Source organism: Microcoleus sp. B4-D4 (genome assembly GCF_036705185.1).
GTDB lineage: Bacteria > Cyanobacteriota > Cyanobacteriia > Cyanobacteriales > Microcoleaceae > Microcoleus.
The window spans coordinates 1-18461 of record NZ_JAUBTX010000008.1 but is presented as its reverse complement, the minus strand read 5'-3'; the positions used below and the strand labels follow the sequence as shown (position 1 = coordinate 18461).

23 protein-coding genes, 1 other RNA gene and 1 pseudogene are annotated in these 18461 nt (G+C 43.9%); 18 read left to right on the top strand and 7 right to left on the bottom strand.

The features are described 5' to 3' along the window. Positions 1 to 173 precede the first annotated feature (173 nt). Complete coding sequence (locus QUB13_RS09460; protein ID WP_333380270.1) at positions 174 to 386, top strand: hypothetical protein; 213 nt, start codon at positions 174 to 176, stop codon at positions 384 to 386. Here QUB13_RS09460 and QUB13_RS09455 read toward each other — a convergent pair. After that, positions 354 to 2861: a putative PEP-binding protein gene (locus QUB13_RS09455; protein ID WP_333380269.1), complete on the bottom strand. Its 2508-nt coding sequence runs from the start codon at positions 2859 to 2861 to the stop codon at positions 354 to 356. The genes QUB13_RS09460 and QUB13_RS09455 overlap by 33 nt on opposite strands. 16 nt (positions 2862 to 2877) lie before the next feature. On the opposite strand from QUB13_RS09455, the gene QUB13_RS09450 reads away from it, so the two are divergent. After that, on the top strand, positions 2878 to 3579 hold the full coding sequence (locus tag QUB13_RS09450) for a ComF family protein (protein WP_333380268.1): 702 nt from the start codon (positions 2878 to 2880) through the stop codon (positions 3577 to 3579). A gap of 138 nt (positions 3580 to 3717) precedes the next feature. On the opposite strand, the gene QUB13_RS09445 is transcribed toward QUB13_RS09450, so the two are convergent. Beyond that, positions 3718 to 4299: a 2'-5' RNA ligase family protein gene (locus QUB13_RS09445; protein WP_333380267.1), complete on the bottom strand. Its 582-nt coding sequence runs from the start codon at positions 4297 to 4299 to the stop codon at positions 3718 to 3720. Between the two features lie 120 nt (positions 4300 to 4419). Between QUB13_RS09445 and QUB13_RS09440 the strand changes: the two genes are divergently transcribed. From QUB13_RS09440 to QUB13_RS09420, 5 genes are all read left to right on the top strand, one after another. Then, positions 4420 to 4686, top strand: a complete 267-nt coding sequence (locus QUB13_RS09440; protein ID WP_194008815.1) for a YciI family protein — start codon at positions 4420 to 4422, stop codon at positions 4684 to 4686. Between the two features lie 23 nt (positions 4687 to 4709). Continuing rightward, an RNA gene (gene ffs, locus QUB13_RS09435) (signal recognition particle sRNA small type) lies at positions 4710 to 4806 on the top strand. Between the two features lie 23 nt (positions 4807 to 4829). Next, the gene (locus QUB13_RS09430; protein WP_194008814.1) at positions 4830 to 5213 is read left to right on the top strand and encodes a phasin family protein; all 384 of its coding nucleotides are present in this window, start codon (positions 4830 to 4832) and stop codon (positions 5211 to 5213) included. A 393-nt stretch (positions 5214 to 5606) separates the two neighbouring features. Beyond that, positions 5607 to 6047, top strand: coding sequence for a hypothetical protein (locus tag QUB13_RS09425; protein WP_194008813.1), 441 nt, complete (start codon positions 5607 to 5609; stop codon positions 6045 to 6047). Between the two features lie 27 nt (positions 6048 to 6074). Continuing rightward, entirely contained in the window at positions 6075 to 6650 is a 576-nt protein-coding gene (locus QUB13_RS09420; protein ID WP_333380266.1) for a Uma2 family endonuclease, read from the top strand. 33 nt (positions 6651 to 6683) lie between these two features. Here QUB13_RS09420 and QUB13_RS09415 read toward each other — a convergent pair whose 3' ends face one another. Next, the gene (locus tag QUB13_RS09415) at positions 6684 to 6851 is read right to left on the bottom strand and encodes a hypothetical protein (protein WP_333380265.1); all 168 of its coding nucleotides are present in this window, start codon (positions 6849 to 6851) and stop codon (positions 6684 to 6686) included. Positions 6852 to 6872: 21 nt separating this feature from the next. On the opposite strand from QUB13_RS09415, the gene QUB13_RS09410 reads away from it, so the two are divergent. The 10 genes from QUB13_RS09410 to QUB13_RS09365 all read left to right on the top strand — a co-directional run bounded on the left by QUB13_RS09410 (position 6873) and on the right by QUB13_RS09365 (position 14073). After that, positions 6873 to 8219, top strand: a complete 1347-nt coding sequence (locus QUB13_RS09410; protein WP_333380264.1) for a DNA phosphorothioation system restriction enzyme — start codon at positions 6873 to 6875, stop codon at positions 8217 to 8219. A gap of 201 nt (positions 8220 to 8420) precedes the next feature. Beyond that, complete coding sequence (locus QUB13_RS09405) at positions 8421 to 8696, top strand: hypothetical protein (protein WP_333380263.1); 276 nt, start codon at positions 8421 to 8423, stop codon at positions 8694 to 8696. Further along, positions 8693 to 10759: an AAA family ATPase gene (locus QUB13_RS09400; protein ID WP_333380262.1), complete on the top strand. Its 2067-nt coding sequence runs from the start codon at positions 8693 to 8695 to the stop codon at positions 10757 to 10759. Before QUB13_RS09405 ends, QUB13_RS09400 begins: the two co-directional genes overlap by 4 nt. Next, positions 10749 to 11405, top strand: a complete 657-nt coding sequence (locus QUB13_RS09395; RefSeq protein ID WP_333380261.1) for a Uma2 family endonuclease — start codon at positions 10749 to 10751, stop codon at positions 11403 to 11405. Before QUB13_RS09400 ends, QUB13_RS09395 begins: the two co-directional genes overlap by 11 nt. A 12-nt stretch (positions 11406 to 11417) precedes the next feature. Continuing rightward, the gene (locus tag QUB13_RS09390) at positions 11418 to 11738 is read left to right on the top strand and encodes a nucleoside triphosphate pyrophosphohydrolase (RefSeq protein WP_333380260.1); all 321 of its coding nucleotides are present in this window, start codon (positions 11418 to 11420) and stop codon (positions 11736 to 11738) included. An 80-nt stretch (positions 11739 to 11818) separates the two neighbouring features. Then, positions 11819 to 12289, top strand: a complete 471-nt coding sequence (locus QUB13_RS09385; RefSeq protein WP_333380259.1) for a DNA phosphorothioation-associated protein 4 — start codon at positions 11819 to 11821, stop codon at positions 12287 to 12289. Positions 12290 to 12437: 148 nt separating this feature from the next. Then, positions 12438 to 13358, top strand: coding sequence for an endonuclease/exonuclease/phosphatase family protein (locus QUB13_RS09380; protein WP_333380258.1), 921 nt, complete (start codon positions 12438 to 12440; stop codon positions 13356 to 13358). 77 nt (positions 13359 to 13435) lie between these two features. Continuing rightward, entirely contained in the window at positions 13436 to 13624 is a 189-nt protein-coding gene (locus QUB13_RS09375) for a DUF6888 family protein (RefSeq protein ID WP_333380257.1), read from the top strand. Further along, positions 13611 to 13826 (top strand): DUF6887 family protein, encoded by a 216-nt coding sequence (locus QUB13_RS09370; RefSeq protein WP_333380256.1) that lies wholly within the window; start codon positions 13611 to 13613, stop codon positions 13824 to 13826. Before QUB13_RS09375 ends, QUB13_RS09370 begins: the two co-directional genes overlap by 14 nt. Positions 13827 to 13887: 61 nt before the next feature. Beyond that, positions 13888 to 14073, top strand: a complete 186-nt coding sequence (locus tag QUB13_RS09365; RefSeq protein ID WP_333380255.1) for a hypothetical protein — start codon at positions 13888 to 13890, stop codon at positions 14071 to 14073. Positions 14074 to 14254: 181 nt separating this feature from the next. Here the strand turns inward: QUB13_RS09365 and QUB13_RS09360 are convergent, their stop codons facing one another. The 3 genes from QUB13_RS09360 to QUB13_RS09350 form a co-directional block, all read right to left on the bottom strand. After that, on the bottom strand, positions 14255 to 14614 hold the full coding sequence (locus QUB13_RS09360) for a PIN domain-containing protein (protein ID WP_333380254.1): 360 nt from the start codon (positions 14612 to 14614) through the stop codon (positions 14255 to 14257). Beyond that, positions 14615 to 14866, bottom strand: a complete 252-nt coding sequence (locus QUB13_RS09355) for a DUF2281 domain-containing protein (RefSeq protein WP_333091040.1) — start codon at positions 14864 to 14866, stop codon at positions 14615 to 14617. It abuts the gene before it with no gap. Positions 14867 to 14959: 93 nt separating this feature from the next. Next, entirely contained in the window at positions 14960 to 16552 is a 1593-nt protein-coding gene (locus QUB13_RS09350) for a DGQHR domain-containing protein (protein WP_333380253.1), read from the bottom strand. A gap of 236 nt (positions 16553 to 16788) precedes the next feature. On the opposite strand from QUB13_RS09350, the gene dndB reads away from it, so the two are divergent. Next, on the top strand, positions 16789 to 17898 hold the full coding sequence (gene dndB / locus QUB13_RS09345) for a DNA sulfur modification protein DndB (RefSeq protein ID WP_333380252.1): 1110 nt from the start codon (positions 16789 to 16791) through the stop codon (positions 17896 to 17898). Positions 17899 to 17904: 6 nt separating this feature from the next. Here dndB and QUB13_RS09340 read toward each other — a convergent pair. Next, positions 17905 to 18282, bottom strand: a pseudogene (locus tag QUB13_RS09340) (DNA sulfur modification protein DndB); the annotation flags it as partial. Positions 18283 to 18461 lie beyond the last annotated feature (179 nt).

The following is an 18461-nucleotide window of genomic DNA, read 5'->3' as shown; positions in this document are numbered from 1 at the left end:
GCTAACATCCGAATACTTACATTAGGCTGAAATTTCCAAAATAATTTAAACAGCGCTGGAGCAAAGTCTCACAAGCAATCTCAGTCATTTTTGACACGCAATGTTGATTTACCGCAACAGCTTATATCCTATCGTTTTCGGCTGCATCGAAATGATAAATTAGAGGGCAATTCATGAATAATTTTTACAAGTCGCCACCTATCTCGGTGCAATTTCCAGTTGTTCGATTCACAATCAACAGTCAACAATCAACAATCAACAGTCAACAGTCAACAGTCAACAATCAACAATCAACAATCAACAATCAACAGTCAACAGTCAAAAATTCTGGAGGAGTGCAACCGGAATTGATATCAATTATTAACGATCGATCGAGCGGCTTCTAGAATCAAGCGCTGTTCGGCCCGGGCGATCGCCCTGCAAGTTTGTTCTGCAGCATCGACATTGACGGAAATAGACGAAATCCCCCACCGCACCAAGGATTCAACTATCTCAGGATACAGTGCGGTCGCGTCGCCGCAGATCGAGCAAGGAATCCCCGCAGCCCTGGCCTGAAAAATTAATTGTTCGATCGCCTTCATTACTGCTCGATCGTGCCCGCTAAAACCACCTGCTAACTGTTCGGAGTTGCGGTGAATTCCTAATAAAAATTGAGTTAAATCGTTAGTACCGATGGAAATTCCTTGAACTCCGGCTTTTACATAATCTGGCAATAAAAATAATACCGAAGGAACTTCCGCCATAATCCATATTTCAAATTCGTTCGGTCGGTTTTGCCAATTTTTTTCTAATCGCTCGCGGCAGTAAACAAATTCGTCAACAGAGCGCACGAAAGGCAAAATTAAATTGATATTTGTATGGCCCCAATCGCAGACTTTTTGAAGCACGCACAGTTCCCAATCAAATAACTCGGGTTCAAAGGTATAACTAAAACTGCCGATGGCTCCCGATTCGCGCAAATCGAGAGAGCGATAAAATATCGGCCGCGGCGCAACGGCTGCTGCAAATAAACTGAGGCAATCCGCCATGCGATCGACAAATTCCGATTGGCGGCCGTTTTGCAGCAAAACTTTGGGGTTTTGACAGTCCAAAGCTTCCAATGCCATCAATTCCGATCGCAGCAATCCGATGCCATCTATTGGTAGATTTTTGAGGCGCTCGATCGAACTTGTTTGGCTGACATTAACTAGCAGTTGAGTCGCCGTTGGCGCGCCCCAAGCAGATTCGGGAGATTGTACCAGTCGAGATTGAAGACCGGGATTGGACGATCGCTCCGATGCAGAAAATTGGTGGTTGGCTATTGACATTTTTGCTGCCGTACTGTATATATCTGGATTGTTTGCTGTTTCCTCAAGCCGGCTGCTTTCTGCTGTGTCAGTCGCCGAATCTGGAGCGGTGGCAAAAACTTCTCCGCTATCGCCATCTACCAGCACCGAATCCCCCGAGGCGATCGTCCGAGTCGCCCCAGCAACTCCCACAACGGCGGGAATCCCCAACTCTCTCGCTAAAATCGCGCCGTGGCCTGTCATGCCTCCTTCTTCGGCAACTACCCCCGCAGCAACTTTCAGCCAAGGTAGCCAGTGTGGCTCGATTGTCCGGGCTACCAAAATGCCTCCAGGCAAGAATTGAGCGTTTTCTGGGTGGGAATTAGCGATAACTTGGGCAATTGCTTCGGCTTTTCCCGAGGCGGCGGCCAAACCTCTGAGTATCGCCGGAGTTCTCGCCGGGGCGATCGCCACAGCCCGTTTCGGCGTGACTTTTTCCCCTGGCAAAAAACGAATATGAGTGAAATACAACTGCGTTTCGCCGCTGTTTTCTGTCTGTTCGATCGTCCAATCTAAGATTAAATCAGACTCATATTCAGCTATTATTTGTTTGCTGGCTTTAATAATTTTTTGTAGTTGCGATTCTTCTAAAACATATTCAGTTTGTGCTTTCTCTTCCAGCGCCAACACTTCCACGCAACTGTCAGCACAATCAGAAATTAGAAATGGAGAATCGGGAATTGGGAAAGCGGAAAAATTGCCTAGCTGCTGTTGGGCGAGCGGTTTTTCTCCGTCGGCTTTGAGGTCGTAGGCTAATGTTTTGTAACCTAGCCGCTGGAATTTAACTGCGCCTGTTTCTGGCTGCACTTGATAGTAATCGGGGATGGTTTCTCCCCTGGGGAGGGACATTCCCAAACCGCTGGTGGCTTGGATTTCCCATGCTGCACCGGCCTTAATTTTCACTTCGCCCGTGGCGATCGCCCGCCCCAGAGGCTGCACCAAAACTACAGGATTGATTTGCTGTATCTCCAGGCCGCACCGCTGCCAGTAAAATAGACTTCGGGCTCTGAACAGTTCTGCCCAAGCTCGTTTGAGTCCGGCTTCAATGGCTTCTGGTTGTGCGCGTACTGCCCGATCTTCCAAAATTCCGACTGTTTTTGGGTGCCAGGAAGTCAGGGAAGGGCGAAAAATTAAGGTTTTGGAGTTTGAGTTGAGTTGAGAAACAGCAGACTCTAGGATGGAGGGCAGTGAATCTGGCAGTTTGCTGGTGAGGATTTGGTGGCGGATGCTGCGGGCGATCGATTGCAGTTGTCTGGGATCGTCAACATTCAGGTGCAGGGAAGAGTGGGGCCAGTCAGCAAATAGCGGTTCTAGCCAGTCGATCGACTCTACAAACTGCCAAAATGTTTGAGCCGGCACGACAAAACCCGGTACAACGGGATGATTTTGAGCGAGCAAACAGCTCAAGTAAAATGCTTTTTCTCCCACTGCATCTCGGTCTGAAGGTTGAATTTTGTCTAGCCAGTAGAGGTTTGTCACGCCCAGAGCCTGTTCTTGGAAACTGATTGAATTTTGATAGTTTTTCCCATTAATCACTTACCACAATTTTAGGATGAACAACCGAAAATGGACGGGATTAGTCAAATCTTTACTTAATCTATTTCTTAAGTCTAACTGTCCTCTTTGTCAGCGACCTGCGACCGAGGAGTTTTGTCCGTACTGTCACAAACAACTTCAGCAATGTCAGTTAGCAGATCCCGCTCGATTTTGGGACGATCGGGAGCGGGTTTTTGTGTGGGGCGAGTACGGCGGGACTCTGAAACGGGCGATCGCAGCTTTGAAATATGAGGGAAATCCCCAATTAGCGAAACCTCTCGGCGGCTGGCTGGCCGAAGCTTGGCTGAGTTTTCCCGAATTAGCTATTGACAATCTAACAGTTGTACCAATTCCCATGCACAAAGAAAAGGTCAAGCAGCGGGGTTTTAACCAGGCGGAACTTTTGGCGGAAAGTTTTTGCGAGCTGACTGGTTTACCTTTGCAGCGCCACGGTTTGGATCGGGTGAAAAATACTCAACCTTTATTTGCTCTGACACCACAGCAGCGAAAAGCTGAAATGAAAGATGCTTTGATTTTGGGGAAAGATTTTCGCCGCCGTCGCCCGCGCGATCGAGTGCTGTTAGTTGATGATATTTATACTAGCGGCACTACGGTTAAATCGGCTATTAAAATATTGCGAGAGTCGGGAATTTTGGTTTACGGAACTGTGGCTCTGGCAACTCCCACTAAGGGCAGTCTGCCACCTGTTTTACGTTGAATTTTAAACAGGTTTTCCGCATCTAAGTTGCATTCAGATGTCGAGAGTTTATCACGTTTTTTTTGGAGAAATGAACCGCGAAGCCGCGAAGCGGCGCGAAGAAAGAGTAGAGAAGGAAGAGTAGAGAAGGAAGAGTTTTCACGATTGAGTTAAATTTGTTGGGGGTTCGATATTAAGCGGGAACTGTTTGCTGATGTTCCAGCGGCTGCTGTCGTGCTGCAGCAATGTTAATGCCGCAGCGGTAAACTCAAAGTGGAGTTGGCACCCTGAGAATTCCAACCAAGCCGCTTGAAAATTCTCCTTGGTTAAATCGCGAAACCCTACTGTCATGTGCGGTACAAATGGGCGATTCTGATTAACTGGAGGGACAATTCCCAAATTCGCCTCAATATAACTGATCAAATCTGTTTGAATTTCTAGCAATTCGGGGGATTTGACAACATCCACGTAAATGACGCGGGGCGCGAAAGCGGCAAAACCGCATAGGCTAACGGGAATTGACAGCCGGTGTGCGGAAAATTTTTTTAAGCTTTCCTCTAATTTCGGAACTTCCGCCGCTGGCCATTCAAAAGGAGGTTGCAGGGTGATGTGGGGCGGTGACTTCAAGGCACTGCGGCTGTTGTAGTGTTCGGCAAAATACTGTTTAATCTCAGTAATCTGCTGTTGAATTTCCGGGGGCGGCACTAGAGCAATAAAAAATCGCTGTTTTGACTGGTTCATCGGATAACATCGCAGTTAAGAAAGGATGGTGCAAAATGGAATATAGAGCATTTGCCCTAAATCCCATTGCCGATCGCCCATTCCCAATCTAAGATATAAAATCTAAAATCCCCAATAAAAATGCCTTGGTTTGTCAAAATTGAGCAAGGAATTGTCGAAAAGCCTGTATTTGACCAGTATGTGCCCGCTCACAGAGCTTATGTCCGAGAGTTGATTTCTAAAGGACACCGAGCTAAAACTGGCTACTGGGCGAGGCGGGGCGGCGGTATGTTGATGTTTGAGGCGGGTTCGATGGATGAGGCAAGGGCGATCGTTGCTGAAGACCCCCTGGTGAAAAACGGTTGCGTTATTTATGAAATTTATCACTGGTGTGTGGTTGAAGAATAAATAAATGTGTTATACTCACAAATGAACTGGACCCACGCGATTCCAACGCCCAAATCTTGTCAGGACCGGAAGGTAGCAGCAACACGGGATGCTTGTAATAGGCGTGGTCTCCGGTTCACCTTGTTTTATGAGGTGTAGCTCCTATGCCTGGTTTCGGAGATATTTTACAAAAGGCAGTTTATCTTGGTGTCGGGCTAGCTTCCTATGCTGGTGAAAAAGCAGGCAGCAAGTTGACTGAATTGCGCGCTGAATCCCAAAAGCTGGCCGATGAATTAGTCAAGCGGGGCGAAATGTCAACGGAAGAAGCACGCCGCTTTGTCGAAGACATGGTGCAACAAGCTCAGCAGCAGCAACCGCCAGTAGAAGTGACTGGGGACAAAAAACCGGCTGAACCTCGCCGGATTGAAATTGTTTCTGAGGAAGAAGAGGTTTCGGCACCAGATGCTAAAGAAACCGGCGGCGTAGACAAACTCCGCGAACAAGTACAGAATTTACAAGATGAATTGCGAAAGCTGAAGCGCGATTAAGCTCAAAAAAAGCTCGCAAAGCAAAGCATAAAGGGAACTCAAGATTATTATCTTGAGTTCCCTTTACGATTTTAGATTTTTCGATTTTAGATTGGGGATGATTGACTGGATGCGGGTTGGGAGTTGACCTACAGTTGGATTGTTTCAGGAAAATGGTATCCGATGTGGACGGATATAGAGCAATAGGTAATAGAATTGAGAGTAGGTGCGATCGCTTCGCATGAGGCTGGCTGCACTTATCTGTGATAGTCCCGGAGCTGCGCGTAGTCAGAAACCGAGTTTTTTTACGACAATACGCCCGTTGCAACCTGATGAGAGTAAAAAACCCGGTTTCTTGGGCTTGATGTGTCCCGGACTATGTTAAATACTTTGCAATAGTAAGCTGTCAAATTCATGGAAGATTGGTCAAAAGGTTTTTTTGAAGTAATGGAAAATGCTGCTTCTGACGTAGAGCATTTTTTCAGCGACGTTAGCGATGAATTTGTCGAAATGCTGGACGTTTTGGCAAAGATTTCGGAAGAGTTTACAGAACAAGTACAAAATAACCTGATTGCTGAATTTGACGGTTATTTTAATGAATTCGACGGTTATCTCAATGAATTTCTAGAACCGATAATTGAAATTGTTCGGGAGTTCGACCCAGAGTTTGATGAGATAGATTGGTCGGTGGTGACTTATGTAGACCCTTCGACGACTCAGCAGCCGGCTTGTCGCGGTTGTACTAACTATCACGGTCAAGTTTACGGCGGAAATTTGTTGGTTTGTGCGATGCACCCTACTGGTGTGGAATCGGAGAGTTGTCAGGATTGGGAAGGTGACAGCGACGTTAATTGATCGGAGTTTTTGAGGGTTTAATCGCTTATGTTAACGTCAATTCAGTCTCCGTCCAAGATTTCTCTGGAAGAGTTTTTGCTGCTACCAGAAACTAAGCCGGCTAGCGAGTATGTTGACGGTAAAATTCATCAAAAAGCTATGCCGCAAGGAAAACACAGCACGTTACAAATCAAATTGTCGTCAGCTATTAATCAAGCTGGTAAACGGCAAAAGTTAGCTTTTGCTTTTCCTGAATTGTGCTGTACTTTTGGAGGATGTGCTATTGTTCCAGATTTAGCAGTATTTGAGTGGTCGCGCATTCCTCTTAATGCTAGTGGAGAGATAGAAAACAGGTTTGAAATTGTGCCGGATTGGACAATTGAGATTTTATCGCCGGCTCAAAATCCAACTCGGGTAATCAATAATATCTTGTTTTGTTTAAATCACGGTGCTAAGTTAGCTTGGTTGATTGACCCGGAAGAAAAATTAATTTTGGTTTTTAAGCCGCAGCAGCAACCAGAGGGGAAGGAGAATCAGGATATTTTACCTGTGCTCGATTTGCTGTCGGGTTTGCAAATGTCGGCGGATAATTTGTTTGGGTTGTTAAGTTTCGATCGCGCGTAAGCTACATTGGAGTATAGGGACTTTTGCATCTAACTAAATCCATCTAGTTAAATGTAAAATACGACTCGCTAAAAAAAACGTTCCTGTGTATTTCTTCCTTCTTCCTTCTTCCTTCTTCCTTCTTCCTTCTTCCTTCTTCCTTCTTCCTTCTTCCTTCTTCTTAACGGCATTTAAAGGTGAATCGCAATGGCGGTAAATCATTTGCAATCTGGGTTTCCGAGAATGCCGCCATCGCTGGAATTGCGACAATATCAACGGGCGGCGGTTGATAATTGGTTTGCGAATCGGGGACGCGGTACGCTGAAGATGGCGACTGGTAGCGGTAAGACGATTACTGCACTGGCGATCGCCACTGAATTATATAATAAAATTAACCTTAAAGTATTGCTCGTAATTTGCCCCTACTGCCACTTAGTGAATCAGTGGGCGCGCGAATCAGAAAAATTTGGTTTAAAACCTATTTTAGCCTTTGAAAACGCCCGCAGTTGGCAAAATAAGCTGGCTGCGGGTTTGTATGAAGTGCGAGCTATCGAGGGACTATTTCTGACAATTATCACCACAAACGCCACCTTAATGTCCGATAGCTTGCAGTCGCAAATCCGCTATTTTCCAGAAAAAACCCTAATTATTGGAGACGAAGTTCACAACTTAGGCGCACCCCGTTTGGGACAAAGTTTGCCACGCAATATTGGACTGCGCCTCGCCCTTTCCGCCACCCCACAAAGACACTTTGACGAACAGGGAACCGAATCTATTTTCGATTATTTCGGCCCGGTTTTGCAACCAGAGCTTACCTTAGCCGATGCCATCCGACAAAAAGCCTTAGTACATTATTTATACTATCCGATTTTAGTAGAATTGACAGAAGCTGAAACCCGCAAATATTCCTATTTAACTAAAAAAATTGGTTGGGCGCTTTGGGGCGATGAAAAAGTAGCAGAAAACGATATTTTAACAACTTTACTAATGCAGCGTTCTCGGTTAATTGGGGCGGCGGCTAATAAATTAACAGCTTTGCGAAAATTAATGAGTAACCGTCTCGACACAGCCCATACTTTATTTTACTGCGGCGACGGCGCGATCGAAGGAAGTGCGCGCCGCCATAACAACCGCCAACTAACAGAAACCGCAAAGTTATTAGGTTCAGAATTAGGCTATCGAGTTAACACCTATACGGCGACAACTCCCTTAGCAGAAAGAGAAAGATTGCGCCAGCAATTTGAGAGTGGAGAATTGCAAGGTTTAGTCGCGATTCGCTGTTTAGATGAAGGCGTTGATATTCCGGCAATTCGCAATGCTGTCATTTTAGCAAGCAGCAGCAATCCGCGCCAGTTTATTCAGCGCCGGGGACGCATTTTGCGGCCGCATCCGGGAAAGGAAAGAGCCACTTTATTTGACATGATTGTTTTGCCTCCCGATTTGGGCAGAGAAACCTTAGAAGTCGAGCGCAATCTGCTCCGAAAAGAGTTGAAGCGGTTCTTAGAATTTGCTGATTTAGCCGACAATGCTGGGGAAGCTAGGGTAAAATTGTTGCAACTTCAAAAGCGTTATGGCTTGTTAGATATTTGACATTTATTCCGGTTCGGTTTATGTTAAAAATAGAGAATTATTTGCTCGCAGTTTGAGTTGCTAGTTGATTTCGCTGGCGCACGCAGACTTGAGAAACCCGATTTCTGCCTAAATTTCTCGTTTCTCGTCGCAAAACTCGTAGAAACTCGGTTTCTCACCCATGAGCACCAGCCCTGTAATTTTTAATATTTGCTAAAAAATATGGCTGAAAATCTGAATGAAAATTTGGTAATGGCTTTTAGATATGAAGATAGTGCGATCGCACCCATACCGATCAGCATTTTAGCAGAAAAACGTTCTGGTTATTACACAGACAAAGATTTGAGCGACGTACAGCAACCGATTACTAGCGCGCCGCCGGAAGTCCGACAAATTATCGAGCAGGTATTGGAACTTGAAAAAGATAAGCTATATATGAAATCTCCCCGCTATATTAGCGATGACATTTTAACAATTATTAAGGAAGCAATTGTATGAAGTTAATTTCAATTACTCTGTGCAATTTTCGGCAGTTCTTCGGGAAAAGTCCCGAAATCAAGCTGGCTTGGGGCGAGCGAAATATTACAGTAATTCACGGTAATAACGGTGCTGGCAAAACTGCACTGATGAATGCTTTTACCTGGGTGTTGTACGGAAAATTTAGCACGGCTTTTGCGGCGGAAGAACAATTAGTAAACAAGCGCGCTCTTGCTGAAGCCGAAATGGGAAAAGCAGTCGGTTGTTGGGCAGAAGTTGTGTTTGAACACGACAGCAAGCGCTACCAAGCAAGGCGTGTTTGCCGTGCTTACAAAAGTGAAAATGGTGTAGAACACATCAAAGGTGAATTGTTCCTGCAAGTAGCAAAAGATGACGGCCGTTGGATGCCAACCGCCCAGCATCCAGATGATATTATCGGACGAATTTTGCCAGTAAATTTACATCAGTATTTCTTTTTTGATGGGGAACGAATCGAGCAAATTGTTCGCCACGATAAGAAAGCAGAAATTGCCGAAGCTACTAAGGAATTGCTGGGAGTAGAGGTACTGAATCGCTCTATCCGACATTTGGGAGACGCAAAAAAATCTCTAGAAACAGATTTGAGTATGATTGGTGGTTACGAAATTAAAAAACTTTTAAAAGAAAAGCAAACTTTGCAGAAAGAGGTAGACCAACTTTCACAAAGACAAGTAGAAATTGAGAAAGAATTGACTAATCAAGGCGAATTAAAAAAAGCAGTTAACGGTGATTTGCTGGAACGCAGTGGTGCTGCTGAGTTGCAACAGTTGCGAGACGAATTGGAAAAGCAACGGCGTTTATTTCACGAAGAAATTGATCGGGCTTCATCAGCGCTTCAACGAGCAATTTCCGGGCGCGGTTACGCGGTATTTTTGTCGGATGCTGCGGCTGAATTTAACTCGATTTTTGGAAATTTGCGCGAAAAAGGTGAGTTGCTTTCGGGGATTGGGCGGCCGTTTTTGCAAGAGTTATTAGTGCAGCAGCGCTGCATCTGCGGTACGGAATTAACTCCCGATTCTGTTGCTTCCGAAAATGTGAGTGGTTGGATGGATAAAGCAGTTGTTGGCGATGTGGAAGAAACTACTATTCGGATTAGCGATCGCGTTAATGAAATTGATAGACAAGTGGCTGATTTTTGGGAGGAACTTGACAGCCAACAAGCCAATATTCATCGCGGTAGAACAGAAATTTCGCGGGTGGAAAACCAGTTAGACGATATTCACAGCAAGCTGAAAAATTTCCCTGACGGCGATGTCAGCCGCTTGCAAAAGCGCTTGGATGAAATTGAGGCAAACCTTGGCGATTTGCACCGGGAAACTGGCTCTAACCAGCAGCAGATTGAGAGTTTGAACGCGCAGGTTGCTGCTTTGGATAAGCAAATCGACAAGCAGCAACTGAACGAGCAAAAGCAAGTCTTGGCCCAGCGCCGGATTGCTGCGACTCAGGATGCGATCAATCGCCTAACTGAAGTGCGATCGCGCTTAGAAAAACAGTTTTGTTCTCAGCTAGAAAAGCGAGTGCAAGATATTTTTAGTCAAATTTCTTTTACTCCTTACCTCCCCAAATTAAGCGACAAATACGAACTGACGCTAGTAGAAAATACATCGGGCAACGAATCTTTAGTTCCCGCTTCTACAGGAGAAAATCAAATCCTCAGTTTGTCGTTTATCGGCGGAATTATTGAGGGCGTGCGCGAGTGGAGTCAAAAAAATACTTTGATGGGCCCCGATAGCAGTACATTTCCGATTGTGATGGATTCTCCCTTTGGCAGTTTGGACGAGATTTATCGCAAACAAATTGCGAATAAACTGCCTAAATTAGCGAATCAATTGGTAGTCTTAGTAACAAAAACTCAGTGGCGCGGAGAAGTTGCTAGAGAAATGGAAAGTTCCATCGGTAGGGAATACGTGTTGGAGTACAATTCTCCGAAAGCTGATTGCGAAGAAGATGCGATCGAATTGGGCGGAACGCGCTATGCTTTAGTTAAGCGCAGTTCAGATGAATTTGAATATACGAAAATTGTAGAGGTGGATTATGGCTTCTAATTCGGCAATTACACAGGTTTTGGAAACGGATATTTGGGTGAAGGGCATATGGGAAGAATTTCTGGCTTTCGCTGATGATTCAACTTGGGAAAAAGGCAAGTTTTATTACTATCAAGAGCACATGAGGGTAGAAATGTCACCAGTAGGGCCATTGCACGCGCGTCAAAATTCGATTGTTTCCAATGTAGTTATTTTGTACGCTACATTGAAAAATATCAGAATAATTCAATTTACTAATGCTAGTTTTCGCAAAGCAGGTATTCGCGAGTTTCAACCCGATCTAGCTTACTACATTGGTTCAGATTTGAGAGTTCCTCCGGCTAACAACAATTCACCCATTGATTTGAATCAATACGATGCGCCGAATTTGGTAATAGAAATTGGTGCATCTTCTTTTAACGATGATTTGGGTAGCAAGCGCTTGCTTTATGAAGATGCAGGAATTAGCGAATATTGGGTGGATCGTGCAAACACTGGGGAGGTTTTTGCCTTTGCGATTAATGGCGGAGGTAGCGGCAGGATTCAACAGTCGCGGGTTTTACCGGGGCTAGAAATCGCGTTAGTTGAGGAAGCTTTGAATCGCAGTCAAACTCAAGATGATGGGGAAATTAATCGCTGGTTGATTCAAACTTTTAGTCAAGGTTAAAGGGAGTTTGACATGGAAAAAGAGTATCATAAGTTGGTGCGCGATCGCATTCCTGAAATTATTCGCCAAAGCGGGAGTGAATGCGAGTTTGTCATTTTGTCCGATCGCGAATACCGTCAAGCTTTGCGCCAGAAATTGATTGAGGAAGCGGGGGAAGCAGCGGTGGCTGATGAGGATGATTTGGTGGCGGAATTGGCTGATTTGTCTGAGGTGATGGATGCGGTGATGCTGAATTTTGGCATTTCGGGCGATCGGCTTTTAGCCGAAAAAATCAAGCGCCGGGAAGCCAGAGGAAGTTTTGCCAAAAAAATTATGTTATTACGAACATTCTAAAAACTATCTGCGTTAATCTCTGTCGATCTGCTTGACATCTGCGGTTACTCTACCAATTTAAAAATTACATATTAATCCCAATGGCTGCTAACAGAATTAGAATTGCTAAAGACAAAGCCGATTTAGTGAAATCCTTAACTTTATTGGATAACAACTCCGGCCCTTTTCAGACTTACGCCGATGTCATTGTCTTTGCGGCATCCTTGGGAAATAAGCGGAAAAAGCGATCGCCCTTGGGGGAAATTTCTAAACGAGAACCCGGTGCCATTGATATTGATATTTTTATATCCAGGGGTTACGATATGGCGATCAAGCTAATTGCGATCGCCGAAACCAAAAATCCTCAAATCCTCTCCCATCTCGACGAACAATTGGAAGCAGAACGCTTGCAAATTTTTGAAGAATATGCTAACGGTGGACTGGAAATATTGCGAGAAGAATTTCGGGGTGCGGCGGATTATACCGATCGCCTTTTGTTGTTCTTAATCTCCCAAAGAGACAACCAACATCGTTCAAATGAAGAATTCGATTTAAGCAAGTTCTTATTTTAAGAGATTCCCCATGCACCACAAACCAATAGATCTAATCAAAAGAGTTGTCAAGCAATCTGCAACAATTCTCGCTTATAGCTACTCAATATTTCTTCTCTGCTATTTCCTTCTAAAACTAATATTTTGGGATCGACTGTGGATTGTTGCCTTGATTAGCACTTTTCTGCCCTTAATTCTTTTCCCAATTTTATTACTTCCCGTCGTCGGCTTCTCAATTATCAAAAAAAGATGGTTCTCGATTATTTCGACGATCGCCTGCATTTTCCTAATAAGTTGGCTGCACCTAAAATACTTTTCTCCCACACCAATAAACAGCACAGATTCGCAGCCTGTAATCAAAATTTTCTCCAATAACCTCGGTTGGTATTCAACTCAGTCGCCAACTTTAGTTAAACTGATTGAACGAGAAAAACCCGATATTATATTTTTACAAGAAATAGTTCAGAAGCATATCAAAAGAGCTTTCGCCTCGTTAAAAGCAGACTACCCCTATCAAATTGGCATTCCCCCGGTAGGAATTCTCAGTAAATATCCCATTGTATCCAGCGAAATACTGCACTTAGCGGGTCATCCAGAAGCGCAGCAGCGAGCAATTATTAAATTCAACCAACAAGAAATAGTAATTTATAATATGGAAAGCTCAGGCCCTTGGCTTAAGCAACATAAAATATTGCGTTTTCTCAAAATTCCCGTTTACACGTATGGGAAACGCTTTCCCGAAATTCAAGATTTAGTGCAGCGAGTTGAGCAAGAAACTCTGCCAGTAATTGTCGCGGGTGACTTTAATATGACAGACGACAGTCAAGACTATGATATCGTGCAAAAAGTCATGCAAGATTCTTTCCGAAAATCGGGATTTGGATTGGGTTTTACCTGGCCTCATGGTTGGCCACTTAAGTTTTTGGTGAAAACATCGAATTTGAAATTAAACTATCCCGTTTGTCGGATTGATTATATTTGGTATTCAAAGCATTGGGGTGCTAAATCGAGTTCGGTTTTGGAAGCAACAGGCTCAGATCATTTGCCTGTGGGGGCGGAATTGGTTTTGTTGAAGCCACAAAATACTTAAGTTAAACTTAATGTATTAGTCAATTATTGCCTGGAGTTATCTGTTAAAATAACTTTTAGGTGGAGTGATTAAGTCTAATGCCTACTGCTGCCCAGCTTGAGAGTTTATATCGCATTTCTTATCAACTAACTTACAAAATGCTTCAACCCATACATCTTGTTTGTGTTGACGATAGAACTCGTAACGTATACATATTGGCTGGGTATGATGAAGAGCTTGAGTTCCAAATTTTACCCAATGGGGAGTTTGCTGATGAGCCAAGTTAACTATAACGAAATGTCGAATACTGAATTGAAAAAGTATTTTCTCAGACATCGAGGAGATAGAGCCGCTTTTCAGGCGTATTTAGACAGAATTAATCAGCATCCGCTGAGGATTATTGCAACTCCCGGCGATCCTGATTTTGATCAGAAAGTTCAAGCCGCAATTCAGCAGAAGTTAGAAGCGGCAAGAAATAGTAATAGTTAGCCATTTAACAAGTTAAATACAGTCTGCGCTTGAAAGTTTGTGATCAGAAGAGATACACCCCATGCAAATTACCCTCACCATTCCTGAATATTTAGAACAGCAGCTTCTTGAGACAACTGGTAAACTCAACCTGCCGATCGAAACCCTGATTTTGCAATCCCTAAGTCAACTATTTGAAGAAGATGAAGAGGAGCAATCTAAAGAAGATATTCTTAACAGTCTCCTGATTGCGCTTCAGGAAGTATAAGACGGCAAAGTTCACCCGATCGCAGAACTTTGGGATGGTATTGATGTCTGAACCACCAAGCATCCAGGTTCTGTTTGCGGATGAATTAGGGGATTACGATATACTCTTAAAAGTACGAATTTAACAACATTTTAGTTGGGAAGGTAGTCAATACCAGTCTGCGATCGCGAGTTCCGAAACTCTATAAAATTCCTTGACATTGTGGGTAACGAGAGTCGCTTGGAGAGCTACGGCTGTCCCTGCAATCTAAAACATCGATCGGGCCGATGGGAGTACCTTGTTGCTCCAACTGTGCGCGAATTGTAGCAGCCGCAACAGCAGCATCGCGATCGAAAGCAATAACGTTAACTCGGCTCAAAAGTTGCTGAAGTTGTTGAGTGCGTTTGGCCGGCGAATTGGATTTAGCAATGCCGACTTGCAACTCAAAAATAACGATCGCAGAAACGACTATTTCCTGGGGTAAAACATTAGCAATGTTTTGAGCAACTTGTCCTTGACCTTTGAAATAGTAGATCAAGGTGTTTGTATCCAAAACGTACATTTATAGACTCTCCCGCAAAACATCTTGTCCAGATTCAGCACGAATATCTTCTAGAGATGGAAAATCTTTTACCCAAGTTCCAGCAAGGGAAAAAACAAGTTCAGCCCAAGGAATCGGAGAGTCTACAGTGTCTGTTTGCTGGTTCGCGCTCAAATGCTTAGCACAGACGAATTCAGCGAAAGTGAGAATTTCGCTAGCTTGGTCTTTGGGAAGGGTTTTGGCGATCGCATAAATCTGTTCAGCGATGGTCATAATCTGGTTATAGGTAAGGTGCAGATTCAATTATACAAAACTAATTTGCTTCCTGCTCAGTGTTAGTCGCTGTGGACTTTGCCCAATAGAAACTTAACTCAGCACCTGCGGCAATCCCACCTCTTTCGGATTCACAAACCTGCCATTAAAACTAACAGCTTTATCCTCAAAAGTCCTCGCTTGAGCCACAGCTTGCCGCAAATGAGCCCGATCCATATCGTCGTCAATTCCCGCCACCAAATATACAATTAACTTCGCCGCTAAATCCCTTCCAGAAACTAACACTCGCTTTTTATTCGGATCGTACAAAATCCCGTACCACGCAGATTCAGGATTGTCCATGTGGCTAAATCCTTCATCCACATCGAATCTGCGGAGTTTGTCGAAAATAGATTTCAGCGAAATTTTCTTTCTAAATGCTAGAATTCCCAAAGCATTAGCTAAGGCAATTTGACCGACTGGACGGAACAAAATATTTCCCTCGCCCCCCGGCTTTTCAAAACTAAATCGGCGCAATTCTAAGGTTTCTTCGCTGCTTTCAATTCTTTGATAGCTGGGTAAAGTTGCTAAATTATCGAACAACTTCTTAAACTCTTCAATTCCCTCTTTTAGTTCATCATCTTCGGGACGCATGGGAATTAAACCTTTTTTTTCCGGCTTCCAATGGGGGAATTTGTATTCTAAATACCGTTCCGACATATCTTGCAGCGCTTGCAAGGTTGTGAGTACAGTTGATTTGGCGGCGACTGTGGCGCTGTCCCAATTGACGCGGGGATTTCTGTTATCTTGCTCTTTTAATAAAGGATGGGTGACGGCAATTTTGCGGGCGCAAATCGCAAATCCGTTGTCTTCATTTAACAATGCTAGCTGGCCCTGACTCAGCGTTACCGCCATGAGGTTAACGTGCACAAAGATCGATCGCACGCGCCGTTGTGCTTGCTGTCGGGTTTCCCCAGCCACAGCCGCCGGGATAAACTCAATCCCGATTTTTTCGTGAGCTAATTTGTGTACTTCGTCGGGGTCAATTTGATACTCTTGGGCTAAATCTTCGAGAGTAATTGCAGCGCCCACAGGTTTTTTATTTTTGTTGTATCTTTGCAGAATTCCGGTTTTAATTAAACTCATTAAACCTTGAATTCCCATCAGCCGGTGCTGGCCGTCTAAGGCAAAGATAGAAATATCTTTAGATATATTCAATAGCCCTAAATTCTCGTTTTTATCAAAGGATGTGAATTCAGCGGCCGATTTGGTTGCTACGCCGTTTTTATCCCATTCTTCTGCTAGAGGGTTGTCTACCCAAGGGGGACTGACGACTACTAAAACTGCGGGGAATTTGTGGGCTTTTCGGGCTGCTAAATATTGAGTTAGTGGGGCTTGGCGCGACCAATCCAAGGGGCGCTGGATAATTTCGTCAATGGTTTCGTCGTCGCGGACAATGTTGTTAGTTTTGAGGTCAAATTTTTGTCGGAAAAGCGGCATTTGTGAGGCGAAACGGACGCGGGAATCTAACCATTCTAGGGTGACTGAACCGATGTAGGCTTCGGTGTTTCCCATGTGGGTTTTTTGTACGAAAATGCGATCGTCCTTTCCTAAATAATTATCTAATAACAGTGCGATTTCCTGTCTTTCGCGATGTTCTTTTTCCAAAAATTGGTTAGCGAGGTCAGCCGCTGGGTTGGTATTCATTCGCAGTTTTTATATAATTACGCTATTTTTTCAAAAATATCATGGGTTAAAATTGATGTCAACTCTTGTTTTTTAAAAAGTTTTGTGAAATACTTGACTTATCTTGCTATAGCCCGGACACATATCACAAACCAGACCAAAAGTCAATAAATATTAATTCCCAATTCCCAATCCCCAATTCCCAATTCCCAATTCCCAATTCCCAATTCCCAATCCCCAATTCCCAATTCTAAAATATGTCCACTCCTTCCTTTGAATACATTTTGCCGGTCATCCGAGGAATTCAAGCGGGCCGCGAATATTACGTGTCGATGTGTCCGGTGCGTTTTTTGCCGAAATTGTTTCCTTTAGATTCTGAAGAATTGCCGCCGTTTTTGCGGGCGAAACGGGCGCTTAACTGGGCTAGAATTCCCGAAATTGCTGATTATTTGGTCAATAATTCTGGGAATTATACTTGTGGGGCGATCGCCGCTTCGATTGATGCGGATATTACTTTTGAAGCTGTGGGAAATGAGGCGGAGGAACGCAAAATCGGTCGCTTGCGAGTGCCGATGGACGCTAAATTTACTATTAATGACGGACAGCATCGCAGGGCGGCTTTTGAGATGGCTTTGCAGGAAAATCCGCAGTTGGGATACGAGACGGTGGCGCTGATTTTGTTTCTGGATATTGGGTTGGAAAATTCGCAGCAAAAGTTTTCCGATTTGAACAATTTTCAAGTTCCTTTGGAGTCGTCGCTAAGGGTACTTTTCAATCACCGGGGCGATCGCGCTTTGGTTGTAAAATCGGTTGTTAAGCAGGTTGATGTGTTTCGGTGTTTGACGGAGATGGAGAAGGGGAGTTTGAACGGGCGATCGCCCAAATTGTTTGCGCTAAGTGCGATCGATCGTGCTATCATGGCTTTGCTGTCCAACATTCACAGCAGCAAACAAACAAAACCCTCTCATTCTGGCACTACAAAACAGAAAAAAGAGGAAGAACTGGCTCAACAAATACAACAGGCGGTTAATTATTGGAATGCGGTTAGCAGTTTTATGCCCGATTGGCAATTAGTTCTGCAAAAGCAAGTTGCGGCGGGGGAAATGCGCCGGAATTGCGTGCACTGTCACAGTGTTGTGTTGGAGAGTTTGGGGGAAGTTGGGGCCGCTTTGTTGTCGGTTTTTCCTGAGAGTTGGGAGGAACGTTTGAGTCTTTTGCAGCAGGTTGATTGGTCGATTTATAATCCTGATTGGGAGGGCGGAATTTTGTTGAAAGGGGGAATTTCTAAGTCTAGGGCTAGTGTTAGTTGGATGACTGATTATTTGAAAAATCGGTTGGGTTTGGGAACCGCAGATGCAGGCAGATAATATTTGTTAAATCCATCCTAACTCGGCTTTTGCTGCCTCGATAGCCATTTTTACAGCACTAGCACTTGCTGTTATTTTATAGGATGCTCTTGGATTATTAAGGTTGGAGTTAGATAAAACAACATTTCCCTCCCAAATATGGCTTTTTCTTGACCAATCAAGTTGAGCAAGTTCTGATACTCGTTCTGGATCGAAGCAATAGCTATCAGCATCATAAGTGCAGTAGAGTAACTTTCCTAATATTTCTATTCCCACACTTCTGCCCAATAAACAACTTTCTTTAAAGTTATCAATTTCATTAACTGTCAAATCATCAGCCTCTGTCTCATAAATGTATTGAGTTAGACTGCATTCTGTAAAAAATTGATTGAGACAACTAATTAGGGCTTGCTGAAAAAGTCAGAAAACAGCATTTAGAAAGATGAGTGAATTTGAGAGCGCCTCGGCAATATAAGTTTTGTTAATTTTATTCTGGCGAAACATAGCTTTTACCAATGATTTAAGCCAAAAAACATGAAAAAAGGTTTTTGTTATGAAATAGACCGAAAAAAAGCCAAAAAGCC